This window comes from Pseudomonas sp. So3.2b, assembly GCF_019464415.1.
In the GTDB taxonomy this organism is placed as follows: domain Bacteria; phylum Pseudomonadota; class Gammaproteobacteria; order Pseudomonadales; family Pseudomonadaceae; genus Aquipseudomonas; species Aquipseudomonas shahriarae.
In genome coordinates this window covers 5882672-5895521 of record NZ_CP080494.1, presented here as the reverse complement: position 1 = coordinate 5895521, position 12850 = coordinate 5882672, and the positions used below count along the sequence as shown (strand labels likewise).

Genomic DNA, 12850 nt, shown 5'->3' with positions numbered 1-12850 from the left:
TCACGGGACAGGCTCTGCAAAAACAAAATGTCGCGCAGTGTACCAGCCCCGTGGGAATTTCCCTGCAAGTTCTAGACGAGACGCCGCCTAATGCTCAATGTCGTGCTCGCGGCTGACCACTCGTTTGCCGTCTTTTGGCGACAATTGCAAGAAGATCGCCGCCGCCAGCATCGCCATGATGCCCACGGTGAGGAACGTCAACTGGAACGCCTCGAGCACGGTGTTGACCCCATCGTTACCGGCTTGGGCAGTAAACCCGCCAAGCAGGGCACCGGCGCAGGCCACCCCCAGGCTCAGGGCCAGTTGCGCCACCACCGACAGCAGGCTGTTGCCGCTGCTGGCCTGGGCATCGTCGAGGTCGATCAGGGTCACGGTGTTCATCGCGGTAAATTGCAGGGAGTTGATCGCCCCCAGTACCGCGAGCATCGCCAGCAACAGCGGGTAGGGCGTCTGTTCGCTGACCAGGCCCATGCTCGCCAGCATCATGCCCAGCAGCAGGGTGTTGCCGGTGAGCACGACGCGATAGCCCAGGCGTTCGATCAACGGCCGGGCGACCGACTTGGCGACCATCGCCGCTGCCGCCAGGGGCAGCATGCTCATCCCTGCCTGGGACGGCGAGTAACCCAGGGCGATCTGCAGCAGCAACGGCACGAGGAACGGCAGGGCGCCGCTGCCCAGGCGCGCGAACAGGTTGCCGAGAATGCCCACGGCAAAGGTCCGGGTCTTGAACAGCACCGGCGAGAACAGTGGGTTCTCGATATGCCCGGCGCGCAGCCAGTAGGCCGCCAGGCACGCCATGCCGCCGAACAGCAGCAACATCACGCGCAAGTGCGGCAGGTGCAGCTCGCCCAGGCCTTCCATGGCAATGGTGATCAGCACCATTGCCGCGCCAAACAGCAAAAAGCCCAGGCTGTCGAAGCGAGTACGCTCGCTGCCGCGCAGGTCGGGGATGAATTTCCACACGGCGTAGCAGCCGATCATGCCCACCGGCAGGTTGATCAGGAAAATCCAGTGCCAGGTCAGGTACTGCACCATCCAGCCGCCCATGGTCGGGCCGAGCAGGGGGCCGAGCAGGCCGGGAATGGTGATAAAACCCATGATCCGCACCAGCTCCGAGCGCGGGTAGGCGCGCAGCACCACCAGCCGGCCCACCGGCAGCATCAGCGCGCCGCCCAGACCCTGGATCACCCGTGCGCCCACCAGCATGCTCAGGCTGCTGGACAGGGCGCACAGCAGCGAGCCGATGCTGAACAGCATGATCGCGCCAAAGAAAATCTTCTTGGTGCCGAAACGGTCGGCGATCCAGCCCGAGGCCGGGATCAGCAAGGCCACGGTGAGCATGTAGGCGATGATCACGCCCTGCATGCGCAGCGGGTTTTCCGCCAGGTCCTCGGCCATGGCGGGCAGTGCCGTGTTGAGAATCGTGCCGTCGAGCGACTGCATGAAGAAGGCAATCGCTACCACCCAGGGTAACCAGCGGGCGGTCTTGGCATCGAGCACGACACGATTCGGCATGAGATCCCTTTTTGTTAGCAGGCTATGGGTTGCCGATTATGCGCCAACCTCTGCCGATTTTCCCACTGGCGGTTCGTCTATATCAGCGATGGCCACGTCCTTGCCCACCAGGAAGTCGATCAGCGCGCGATGCACCGCCAGCGCCGCCTCCCGCGACTCCAGGTCGAGCAAATGGCCGGTGTGCTCGGCGCTGGCAAAGCTGCTGCGGCCCACGTATTGCTTGAACAGTTGGGCTTCATTGGCCGGGGTGTATTCGTCCAGCGTGCCGTTGAGAAAATGCACCGGGGTTTCGATCTGGCGCAATTGCGGCAGGTAGTTACCATCGCCCAGGGCAAGCACCTGATGAATATGAAAGCGCGCCTGGCGGTACTCGGTGGTGGCCATGGTCGACAGGTGCCGATGGTTATTGCGCTTGAGCCGGCTGGAGAGGAATTTGCCGACGGTCTCATTGAGCAAGTGGCCGACGGCAGACTTGTCATCGGCCTCGATCAGCACCCGCACTCGCTCCACATATTCGAGCATTGCCGGGTTGAGATTGGGCGCCAGGGCCATCACCACCGAGCTTTCGATGGAAGGCGGGTTGCGCGCCAGGGTCAGCAGGGTCGAGATGCCACCCCAGGAGGCCGACACCAGGTGGTTGACCTGGAAACGCTCCACCAGCGCCCGCAGGATCTCGACTTCGTCGTCCTTGGTCACTAGGTCCAGATCGGTGTTGTGGGGGCGCGAATAGCCGGAAAACGGCAAGTCGAACATCAACACATTGAAATGCTCGGCCAGGCACTTGCTGGTGCGGGCGAATGAGCGGGTGGTGGACAGCGCGCCGTTGACCAACAGCACGGTCTTGCGTTGCGGATCGTTACCCAATTGCTCTACGTGAACGTTGTAGTGCTTGAACAACTTATCAATGACAAAACTTCCTTGGTACATGTCAACGCTCCGGCTCGCCCAGTCCCGGGCGAGGTCATGCATCATTTGCGAACAAATGGGTTGAGAGTGGCGGGATGCCACTAACCGTTATAACGAGGTTTTCGAGCGTCGACAACAGTCCGCCAACCAACGGGATGCTGCCAGGGAAGGTTCATCAGAACCCAGGGTATTCCCCTGTAGGAGCCAGCTTAAATTGTGGCAAGGCGCGCGCTTGTTGTGGCGAGAAGCCCCCTCGCCACAGCACAAGCCGGGCGTTTACAAGGTCAGGGTCAGGCGTTTTACCAACGCGCCCGGCAGCAGGTTGGACGAGGTGTTGCGCTCGCCATAGGTGCTGGCCGACAGCAGCAACTCGCGCTCGGCGGTCAGCGCTTCCAACTGCGACCCCAGCAGGTGGTAGACGCTATCGTCAAAGCGCATGGTGCTGACCGGTGCCTTGATCTCGCCGTCTTCGACCCAGAACGTGGCGAAGCGGGTCATGCCTGTCAGGCGCGCCGCCGGCTGGTCGGAGTAGTTCAGGTACCACAGGTTGCTGATATACAGGCCGGTGCCCAGTTGCTTGAGGATATCGGCCTGGGCCAGGCTGCCGGCGGCCATCTGCAAGGCGCTGGGGGACTCATCGCCGCTGGCGCCGTTGGTGCTCAAGCCGTATTCGGCGGCGCTGCGCGAGTTGACCAGTTGCCCTTGCGCCTGGCCATTGGCGATCAAGGTCACGTCGCTGCGCGGGTAACCGTCCCGGGAAAACGCCGGGCTCAGGGAGCCGGTGATCTGTTCGCCCATGCCCACCAGCGGGCTCAGGGCCTGGTCGCCAGCATACAGGCGCTGCAACGGGCTGCCCTTGCTGGCGATGGCCTGCGCAGAAAAACCACCCCAGGCGAGCATGCCGATGATTTCTTCCATGGCCGCCGGTGCCAGGTAGGCGCGGTATTGGCCGGGCGCCAGGGTGTGCAAGGGCCGGCCAAGAAACTCCAGTTGTTCGCGGGCTTGCTGCAAGCGCTGGGCAAATGCCGCGCTGTCCCAGGCATCGCCGGCGTAGCTGGCCTTGACCGCCTCGCCATTGGCATGGAACAGACTGAAATCAAAGTTGAAGCTATTGGCCTGGTGCCAGCCAAAAGCCCCCGACGAGCTGGCGAACCCGCGGCTGATCGGCCCGGCGGCATAGATGCCGACCAGGTCGAAACCTTGGGCGCCCTGGCTGATTTCGCCCAGGACTTGATCGAAGTCCGGCAGCGCCTGGGCCTGCTCGCTGCTGTTTTGCCAGGCCGTGTGATTGAGTAGCAGGTAAGGATCTTTGGGCAGCAAGGGCAAGGTGTCGCGCAATTGCTGCAGGCCCTCGGCCAGGCGCTGGCGGTCCACCTCGGGGGCGCCGGCCAGGGTGATGGCCAGGTCGGCGTGCCGGCCATCGTTGATCAGCTTGAGGTTGACGCTGGCCTGCTGTACCTGGCCGGCCTGGCGCACCTTGGCGTGGTTGAAACGCACGAATTCGGACGACTCCGCCGCGTAGCCCAGATGAAACTGTTCCCCATCGGCGATGGCCTGCTTTAGCCATTCCACCAGGTCCTTGAAAGCCTTCATCAGGAGTCTCCCCCAAACACATCCACATCGCTGAAGACACACGCCGGCGATGCATGGCCGACGCGGATCACTTGGTTCGGCTCGCCCTTGCCGCAGTTGGGCGTGCCCAGCACCTTGAAGGTGCTGGCATCGCCCACGGCACTGAGCTTGCGCCAGAACTGCGCGGAAATCGCCCGGTAGTTGGGGTTCTTCACCACGCCCTTGAGTTCGCCGTTCTCGATCAACTGGCCCCACTCGCAGCCGAACTGGAACTTGTTGCGCGCATCGTCGATCGACCAGGAACGGTTGGTCGACATCAGGATGCCGTGCTCGATGCCGCCGATCAGTTGCGCCAGGCTCTGGTCGCCAGCCTCGATATTGAGGTTGGCCATGCGGTCGATGGGTGCGCGGTTCCAACTGCTGGCGCGGCTGTTGGCTACGCCGCCCATGCCCGAGCGGTACTGCGACAGCGCCCCGCCCAGGGGCTTGAGCAGCAGGCCGTTACGGATCAGGAACTGCTTGTTGGCGGGCGTGCCGTCGTCGTCATGGGCGTAGCTGGCCAGTTGCTCGGGAATGTCCGGGTCAAAGGTCACGTTGAGCAGGTTGGAGCCGTATTGCAGGTGCCCGAAGTCGCTGGCCTTGACGAAGCTGGTGCCGGCGTAATTGCGCTCGTCGCCGAGAATGCGGTCCAGCTCCAGCGGGTGGCCGATGGATTCGTGGATCTGCAGGATCATCTGGTCGGGCATCAACAGCAGGTTCCGCGGGCCCTGGGGCGTGTTGGGGGCCAGCAGCAGTTGCAGGGCCTCGTCGGCCACCCGTGGCGCGGCGCCTACCAGGCCGAAGCGGCTGATCACATCAAAGCCGCCCTGCTGGCCAAAGTTGCTGCCGCCCAGGGTGCGGGTCTGGCTGTCGTTGCCGTGGTAGGCGGTCACATTGACGCCGGGGAACACAAAACGCTGGGCCTGGCGCAGTTGCGCGCCGGCGCTGTTGAGGTAGATCTGTTCAACGTGGGTGGTGCCCAGGCTGACTTCCCAGTTCACCAGGCGCTCGTCCCTGGGCACGGCCGCTGACTCTGCGCCGAGCAGTTGGTAGCAGTCGCTCAGGGACGGGAAGGCTTGATCGAGCTCTGGCGACAGGTAGTCGGCGATGTCGCTGGACACCGGCTGGTCGCGCAGGTCGAGCAGGGCATGGGGCTTGATCCGCCGGGCTTGCTGTTCGGCACGCTCGAGGGCCGCTTGCAGGCCGGCCAGGGAAATATCGTGGGTGGCCGCGTAGGCTTCGACACCGTTGAGGCGCACGGTGAGCATGGCGCCTTCGTTGCGGCTCAGGTGCGGCGGTTCGGCGACATTCTTGCGCACCGACAGGTACTGGCCGGACTCGCGCACGTAGCGCAGGGAGAAGAATTCGGCGCGGGTGCGCAGGGCGGCGAAATGTTGTTTGAGTTGCGGGTGTTTGTCGAACATGGGGCCTTCCTTGTGGGCGGTGATGGCTTTGAGGGCCCCATCGCAGGCAAGCCAGCTCCTACCTTTTGAATGTGCTCACAAATCAAAATGTGGGAGCAGGCTTGCCTGCGATGCTTTTGCCTTGGCTTTAGACCGGGCAACCCTTGGCGCGCAGGATGGCGTCAAAGCGGTCAGGGTCCAGGGTGCCGGCTTCGATGGCAGCCAGTGTGGCTTTCTCGCGGGCCAGCAGGTCATGGCAGCGCACCAGCAATTCCGGCAGTTCGCTGCGCGAGGCGGCGACCACGCCGTCGCCATCGCCGATCATCAGGTCGCCAGGGGCTACCAGCATGCCAGCGCAGGAGATCGGCACGTTGATCTCGCCGCCGCCGTCAGTGCTCGGGCCACGGTGTACGCCGCCGATGGCGTAGGCCGGCAGTTCGCCGGTTTGCCATTCGTCGAGGTCGCGCAGGGCGCCGTTGATCACCACACCGACAATGCCAGCCTTCAGGGCCATGGCGCGCATGATGCCGCCGAACACCGCGCGGGTCAGGTCGGCGCTGCCGTCGATCACCAGCACATCGCCCGGGCGGGCCATCTGCATGGCTTTGAGAATCATCAGGTTGTCACCGGGGCGCACCCGCACGGTGAGGGCGCTGCCGAGCATCGGTGCATTGCCGTGGAAGGCTTTCAGGCCCAGGCCACCGACGTTACGGCCCAGGCAGTCGCTGACGGCCGCCGCCGGGATCTTGCTGAATTCCTTCAGCCATTTCGGGTCCAGCGGTTCAACGTTTGGATTGATCAGGAAGCCGGTAGGCCATTTGCTCGAAGAAACGACATCAAACATGAGAAAGCCTCGTGGCCAGGCAGAAGCCGGCGTGTCGGTAGGAAGATGAAACGTTTGCGCGAGGGACTAGATTAGGCCGGCGCGGGGGGTGGGATCAAGGGCGGGGCAGTGTAGGAAGAGTCTGGGAAGATGGGTGTTGGCTGGTCGGGTCTTATCGGGAGCAAGCCCCCTCCCACATTTTGATGTGTGAATACGTTCAAATGTGGGAGCGGGCTTGCCTGCGATAAGAGCGCCGCGGTGTAGCGGTTACTGCGCGGTCGGACCCACTTCACGCAACGGCTTGCCACGCACCGGCGCATCGCCGGCCACGTAGTAGTCCGCGGTGCTGCGCGGCAACTGGCGACCACGCATCTTGTCGGCGATTTTCTCGGCGATCATGATGGTTGGCGCGTTCAGGTTGCCGGTGGTGATGATCGGCATGATCGACGCATCGACCACCCGCAGGCCCTGCATGCCATGCACGCGGCCTTCGCCATCGACCACAGCCATTTCGTCGGTGCCCATCTTGCACGAGCAGGACGGGTGGAACGCGGTTTCGGCGTGCTCGCGGATGAACTTGTCCAGTTGCTCGTCGGTTTGCACGTCGATGCCCGGGCTGATTTCACGGCCACGGAACGCGTCCAGTGCCGGCTGCTGCATGATTTCACGGGTCAGGCGGATGCCATCGCGGAACTCCTGCCAGTCCTGCTCGGTGGCCATGTAGTTGAAGAGGATGCTCGGGTAGTCCCGTGGGTTCTTCGACTTCACTTGCACGCGGCCACGGCTCGGCGAACGCATGGAGCCCATGTGCGCCTGGAAACCGTGCTCTTTCACACCGTTGCTGCCGTTGTAGTTAATCGCGACCGGCAGGAAGTGGTACTGGATGTTCGGCCACTCGAATTCTTCACGGGTGCGGATAAAACCGCCCGCTTCGAACTGGTTGCTGGCGCCGATGCCGGTGCCGTTGAACAGCCATTCGGCACCAATGGCTGGCTGGTTGTACCAGAGCAGCGAAGGGTACAGCGAGACCGGCTGGGTGCAGGCGTATTGCAGATACAGTTCCAGGTGGTCCTGCAGGTTTTCACCGACGCCTGGCAGGTCGTGGACCACCGGGATGTCGAGGCTTTCCAGGAGTTTGGCCGGGCCTACACCGGAACGTTGCAGCAATTGCGGCGAGGCGATGGCGCCGCTGCACACCAGCACTTCCTTGCGCGCGCGGGCTTCAACACGCTCTTCGGCGGCACCGATCAGGTAACGCACGCCGACCGCACGCTTGCCTTCGAACAACACTTTGTCGGCCAGGGCATGGGTGACGATGGTCAGGGTCGAGCGCTTCTTGGCGGTGTCCAGGTAGCCACGGGCGGTACTGGCGCGACGGCCGTTCGGCGTCACGGTACGGTCCATCGGGCCGAAACCTTCCTGCTGATAGCCGTTCAAGTCTTCGGTACGCGGGTAACCGGCCTGCACGCCAGCTTCAACCATGGCGTGGAACAGCGGGTTGTTACCGGCTTTAGGCGTGGTCACGCTGACCGGACCTTCGCCACCGTGGTAGTCGTTCGGGCCGATGTCGCGGGTTTCGGCCTTGCGGAAATACGGCAGGCAGTCGAGGTAGCTCCAGTCTTCCAGGCCTGGCAGTTTTGCCCAGTTGTCGTAGTCCATGGCGTTGCCACGGATGTAGCACATGCCGTTGATCAGCGACGAGCCACCCAGGCCCTTGCCGCGACCACATTCCATACGACGCCCGTCCATATGTGGCTCTGGATCGGTTTCGTAGGCCCAGTTGTAGCGGCGGCCTTGCAGCGGGAATGCCAGGGCGGCGGGCATCTGGGTGCGGAAGTCCAGGCGGTAGTCGGGGCCGCCGGCTTCCAGCAGCAAAACGGTGACGCCTTCGTCTTCGGTCAGACGGGTCGCCAGGGTGTTACCGGCGGAGCCGGCACCCACAATGATGTAGTCGTATTCTTGGGACATAAATGCACCCTCTTTGGAGTTGGTCAGGTCGGGCCCCATCGCAGGCAAGCCAGCTCCCACAATCAAAATGTGGGAGCCGGGCTCGCCCGCGATAGCGGCCCCGCAGGCAATACAGAACTCGGGTTTAGAACACCGAGGCGTAGTCGCCCAGCTCAACCTGTACCGATTTGATGCGGGTGAAGTTGTTCAGCGAGCTGATGCCGTTCTCACGGCCAACACCCGACTGCTTGTAGCCGCCAACCGGCATCTTCGCGTCGGACTCGCCCCAGGCGTTGATCCAGCAGATACCCGCTTCCAACTGATGAATCACGCGGTGGGCGCGGTTCAGGTCCTTGGTCACCAGACCAGCGGCCAGGCCGAAGTCGGTGTCGTTGGCACGACGGATCACTTCTTCTTCGGTCTCGTAGGTGAGGATGCTCATCACCGGGCCAAAGATTTCTTCACGCACGATGGTCATGTCGTCGGTGCAGTCAGTGAACACGGTCGGTGCCACGAATGCGCCCTTGGCGAAGTCGCCGTCGGTCAGGCGGTCGCCGCCGCACAGCAGGCGTGCGCCTTCTTCCTTGCCCTTGGCGATGTAGCCCAGCACGCTTTCCATGTGGGCGAAGCTGACCAGTGGGCCGAAGTTGGTGTTTTCGTCTTCTGGGTTGCCAACGCGGATGCGCGCAACACGCTCAACGATCTTGGCTTCAAAGGCGGCTTGCAGGTGCTTTGGAATGAACACACGGGTGCCGTTGGTGCAGACCTGGCCGGAGCTGTAGAAGTTGGCCATCATCGCGGTGTCGGCGGCGCGATCCAGGTCGGCGTCGTCGAAAATGATCAGCGGGGATTTGCCGCCCAGTTCCATGGTGACGTCTTTGAGCGAGGAGCTCGAAGCGCTGGCCATGACCTTCTTGCCGGTGTCGGTACCGCCGGTGAAGGAGATTTTCTCGATGCGTGGGTGCTCGGTCAGCCAGGTGCCGACTTCACGACCGCTACCGGTCAGAACGTTGAACACGCCATCCGGCACGCCAGCTTCGGTGTAGATTTCGGCCAGTTTCAGGGTGGTCAGCGAGGTGACTTCGCTTGGCTTGAAGATCATCGCGTTGCCGGCAGCCAGGGCTGGGGCGGACTTCCACAGGGCGATCTGGATCGGGTAGTTCCACGCGCCGATACCGGCGACCACGCCCAGCGGCTCGCGGCGGGTGTAGACGAACGAGGTGGTACGCAGCGGGATCTGCTCGCCTTCGATGGCGGGCACCAGGCCTGCGTAGTATTCCAGCACGTCGGCGCCGGTGACGATGTCGACGTACTTGGTTTCAGAGAAGGATTTACCGGTGTCCAGGGTTTCCAGGGCCGCCAGTTCATCGTTGCGCTCGCGCAGGATTTCCACGGCGCGACGCAGGATGCGCGAACGCTCCATGGCGGTCATGGCGGCCCAGATTTTCTGGCCCTTTTCGGCGCTGACCACCGCACGCTCAACGTCTTCGAATGTGGCGCGTTGCACGTTGGCGAGAACTTCACCGTTAGCCGGGTTGATGGCTTCGAAGGTGGCATCGCTGCCAGCGTCGCTGTAGCCGCCGTCAATGTAGAGTTTTTGCAGTTCGAAACGGGCCATAAAGTCCTCGCAAGTGCATAAGTGGTTGGCGTTAACCACCAAAAGGTGCAGCCATAAGGTTCTGGCAACACCGTTCAGTAGCCGTTCAGGGGTTGAGCGTTTATGTGTGCTCTAACTCACCTGCTTGGCCAATTGGAAATCCATGTATTCGTAAGCGATCCGTTGCGCCTGCTCCGTGTCGAAAGCGTCTCCCGACAGGGCGCCGCGCAACCACAAACCGTCGATCAAGGCCGCCAGGCCTCGGGCTGCGCTGCGTGCATCTTCCAGCGGCAGCACACGGCGGAACTGGCAGCACAGGTTGGAATACAGGCGGTGATCGTTGATCCGCTGCAACCTGTGCAAAGACGGGTGGTGCATGCTGGTGGCCCAGAAGGCCAGCCAGGTTTTCATTGCCGGGCCGTTGACCTGGCTGGCGTCGAAGTTGCCGCCGATAATCACTTGAAGGTGCGCCCGCGGGGTGTCTTCCTTCAATGCCTGCCGGCGTTCGTGGACATTCTCGATCAGCACATTCATCAGGTACCGCATCGTTGCGGCGATCAGGCCGTTCTTGTCCTGAAAGTAGTGACTGATGATGCCGTTCGAGACGCCGGCCAAACGGGCGATCAGCGCAATGCTGGCATCCCCCATCCCGACCTGATCTATGGCCGTCAATGTGGCTTCGATCAACTGCTGGCGGCGTATGGGTTGCATACCGACCTTGGGCATGTAGCACCTCTCCTTAGGCCTGCCGACGGGCGTAAACGTTCGTCGGCGTGAAGGCCAGTCTATTTTGTTTTGATTGAACGTTCAATCAACAAAGAATAAGATCTGCGACAAATGGTCGCTGCCTACAGGTATTTCCTACGTGTCGGCAGACGCATCTGACATCCGTAAAAACCCTTGAAACAGCCCATGACAGCGCGTTGCTGGGGTCTGGGGTTTTTCGGGATGTCTTTATAACACCCGTCCGTCGACTGCCGAAAAATCGATGGCGTGGGTCAAGCGCTGCCTTGTGTCCTCTCTCGCACTGCCCGGAGCCTCTGTGCCATGAGTTCTGCCTCTCTAATAAAGACCCCACCGGAAAAAGTGCGGGTCAACGGTTGGGTGTTCTACACCTCTACCGCGTTGATCCTGTTGTTGACCGCCGTTCTGATCATCGCCCCGCAAGAGGCCGGCAGAATGCTGGGAGTCGCCCAGACCTGGCTCTCGAAAAGCTTTGGCTGGTATTACATGGTGGTCATCGCCGCCTACCTGGTATTTGTGGTGGGCCTGGCGTTTTCGTCCTACGGCAAACTGAAGCTGGGCAGCAAGGCTGATACCCCGGACTTCAGTTACGGCGCCTGGGCCGGCATGTTGTTCTCCTCGGGCATCGGCATTTCGTTGCTGTACTTCGGCGCGTCCGAGCCGTTGGACCACTACTTCAACCCGCCCGAAGGCGCCGCCGCCACCCATATGGCCGCGCGCCAGGCGTTGCAGCTGACCTTCCTGCACTGGGGCCTGCATGGCTGGGCGATCTACGCGCTGGTCGGCCTGGCCGTGGCGTACTTCGCCTACCGCCATAACCAGCCGCTGGCCCTGCGTTCGGCGCTGTACCCATTGATGGGCGAGCGTTGGGTCAAAGGCGCGGCGGGTCACGCGGTGGACGGCTTCGGCATGTTCGTGACCCTGCTGGGCCTGGTGACAAACCTGGGGATTGGTTCGATGCAAGTGTCGTCCGGGTTGGAAAACCTGTTCGGCATGGAGCACAGCAATACCAACCTGCTGATCGTGATCATCGTGATGAGCACCGTGGCGACCATCGCCGCCGTGTCGGGCGTGGAGAACGGCATTCGTCGCTTGTCCAACCTGAACATCGTGCTGTTCAGCGGCCTGCTGATTTTTGTGCTGCTGTTTGGCCCGACCCTGCACCTGCTCAACGGCTTTGTGCAGAACATCGGCGACTACATGAACGGTCTGGTGCTGAAAACCTTCGACCTCTACGTGTACGAAGGCGATGGTGAGAAGTCCGAGCGCTGGATGGGCCTGTGGACCCTGTTCTACTGGGCCTGGTGGATTTCCTGGGCACCGTTCGTGGGCATGTTCATCGCGCGTATTTCCCGTGGCCGTACGGTACGCGAACTGGTGGCGGGCGTGCTGCTGATCCCGCTGGGCTTTACCCTGGCGTGGCTGTCGATCTTCGGCAACTCGGCCCTGGACCTGGTGCTCAACCATGGCGCCGTGGAGCTGGGCAAGACGGCGTTGGAGCAACCCTCCATGGCGATCTACCAGTTGCTGGAGTACTACCCGGCGTCGAAAGTGGTGATCGGCGTGTCGATCTTTGTGGGTTTTGTGCTGTTCCTGACGCCGGCGGATTCCGGCGCGGTGATGATGGCCAACCTGTCGTGCAAAGGTGGCAACGTGGATGAGGATGCGCCGCACTGGCTGCGGATCTTCTGGTCGGCGGTGATCACCCTGGTGACCATCGGCTTGCTGTTTGCGGGCAACTTTGAAGCCATGCAGACCATGGTGGTGCTGGCGGGCTTGCCGTTCTCGGTGGTGCTGATCTTCTTTATGTTCGGTTTGCACAAGGCCATGCGCCAGGACGTGGCCATCGAACAGGAGCAGGCGCAATTGGCCGAACGCGGCCGTCGTGGTTTCAGCGAGCGCCTGACTGCCCAGGACCTGCAGCCGAGCCAGGCCGTGGTGCAGCGCTTTATGGACAGAAAGGTCACCCCGGCGCTGGAAGAAGCCGCCGTGGCCCTGCGCGCCCAAGGGCTGGATGTGCAGACGCTGCTGGGTAAATCCAAGCGCTGCATTGGCGTGCGGATCGAGATGGAAGGCAACCCGTTTGTCTACGAGGTGAGCCTGGACGGCTACCTGGCGGCGCCGAGTGAGTCGATCGAGGCCGACGAGGAGCGTGCGCGCTACTACCGCGCCGAGGTTTACCTGCACAACGGCGGCCAGGAGTACGACCTGATGGGCTTCACCCAGGAGCAGATCACCCGGGATGTGCTCGATCAGTTTGAAAGCCATCGGCAGCTCCTTGGCCGTGTCTATAGCTGATGGTTG

Annotated in this window: 9 protein-coding genes; 1 reads left to right on the top strand and 8 read right to left on the bottom strand. The window is 62.3% G+C overall.

Annotation, left to right across the window (positions count from 1 at the left end; all coding sequences use genetic code 11):
- Window positions 1-87: 87 nt before the first annotated feature.
- From mdtD to betI, 8 genes are all read right to left on the bottom strand, one after another.
- On the bottom strand, window positions 88-1515 hold the full coding sequence (gene mdtD / locus K1X80_RS26675; protein ID WP_057960848.1) for a multidrug transporter subunit MdtD: 1428 nt from the start codon (window positions 1513-1515) through the stop codon (window positions 88-90).
- Window positions 1516-1551: 36 nt separating this feature from the next.
- Complete coding sequence (locus K1X80_RS26670; RefSeq protein WP_220172582.1) at window positions 1552-2442, bottom strand: alpha/beta fold hydrolase; 891 nt, start codon at window positions 2440-2442, stop codon at window positions 1552-1554.
- Between the two features lie 255 nt (window positions 2443-2697).
- Window positions 2698-4014, bottom strand: a complete 1317-nt coding sequence (locus K1X80_RS26665; RefSeq protein ID WP_186624954.1) for a TldD/PmbA family protein — start codon at window positions 4012-4014, stop codon at window positions 2698-2700.
- Window positions 4014-5456 (bottom strand): TldD/PmbA family protein, encoded by a 1443-nt coding sequence (locus K1X80_RS26660; RefSeq protein ID WP_186624952.1) that lies wholly within the window; start codon window positions 5454-5456, stop codon window positions 4014-4016. Before K1X80_RS26660 ends, K1X80_RS26665 begins: the two co-directional genes overlap by 1 nt.
- A 127-nt stretch (window positions 5457-5583) precedes the next feature.
- Window positions 5584-6279 carry an RraA family protein gene (locus tag K1X80_RS26655; protein WP_029297314.1) on the bottom strand — a complete coding sequence of 232 codons (696 nt, stop codon included), beginning with the start codon at window positions 6277-6279 and terminating at the stop codon, window positions 5584-5586.
- Between the two features lie 246 nt (window positions 6280-6525).
- Complete coding sequence (gene betA, locus K1X80_RS26650) at window positions 6526-8226, bottom strand: choline dehydrogenase (RefSeq protein ID WP_057440344.1); 1701 nt, start codon at window positions 8224-8226, stop codon at window positions 6526-6528.
- Between the two features lie 124 nt (window positions 8227-8350).
- Window positions 8351-9823 (bottom strand): betaine-aldehyde dehydrogenase, encoded by a 1473-nt coding sequence (gene betB, locus K1X80_RS26645; protein ID WP_057444317.1) that lies wholly within the window; start codon window positions 9821-9823, stop codon window positions 8351-8353.
- 111 nt (window positions 9824-9934) lie between these two features.
- On the bottom strand, window positions 9935-10528 hold the full coding sequence (gene betI / locus K1X80_RS26640) for a transcriptional regulator BetI (RefSeq protein ID WP_057440248.1): 594 nt from the start codon (window positions 10526-10528) through the stop codon (window positions 9935-9937).
- A 378-nt stretch (window positions 10529-10906) separates the two neighbouring features.
- On the opposite strand from betI, the gene K1X80_RS26635 reads away from it, so the two are divergent.
- Entirely contained in the window at window positions 10907-12844 is a 1938-nt protein-coding gene (locus tag K1X80_RS26635; RefSeq protein WP_225923893.1) for a BCCT family transporter, read from the top strand.
- Window positions 12845-12850 lie beyond the last annotated feature (6 nt).

What these genes read in the sequence shown, in the direction of transcription:
- mdtD (WP_057960848.1), bottom strand. Translation starts at nt 1,515, where the DNA reads ATGCCGAATCGTGTCGTGCTCGATGCCAAGACCGCCCGCTGGTTACCC.
- K1X80_RS26670 (WP_220172582.1), bottom strand. Translation starts at nt 2,442, where the DNA reads ATGTACCAAGGAAGTTTTGTCATTGATAAGTTGTTCAAGCACTACAAC.
- K1X80_RS26665 (WP_186624954.1), bottom strand. Translation starts at nt 4,014, where the DNA reads ATGAAGGCTTTCAAGGACCTGGTGGAATGGCTAAAGCAGGCCATCGCC.
- K1X80_RS26660 (WP_186624952.1), bottom strand. Translation starts at nt 5,456, where the DNA reads ATGTTCGACAAACACCCGCAACTCAAACAACATTTCGCCGCCCTGCGC.
- K1X80_RS26655 (WP_029297314.1), bottom strand. Translation starts at nt 6,279, where the DNA reads ATGTTTGATGTCGTTTCTTCGAGCAAATGGCCTACCGGCTTCCTGATC.
- betA (WP_057440344.1), bottom strand. Translation starts at nt 8,226, where the DNA reads ATGTCCCAAGAATACGACTACATCATTGTGGGTGCCGGCTCCGCCGGT.
- betB (WP_057444317.1), bottom strand. Translation starts at nt 9,823, where the DNA reads ATGGCCCGTTTCGAACTGCAAAAACTCTACATTGACGGCGGCTACAGC.
- betI (WP_057440248.1), bottom strand. Translation starts at nt 10,528, where the DNA reads ATGCCCAAGGTCGGTATGCAACCCATACGCCGCCAGCAGTTGATCGAA.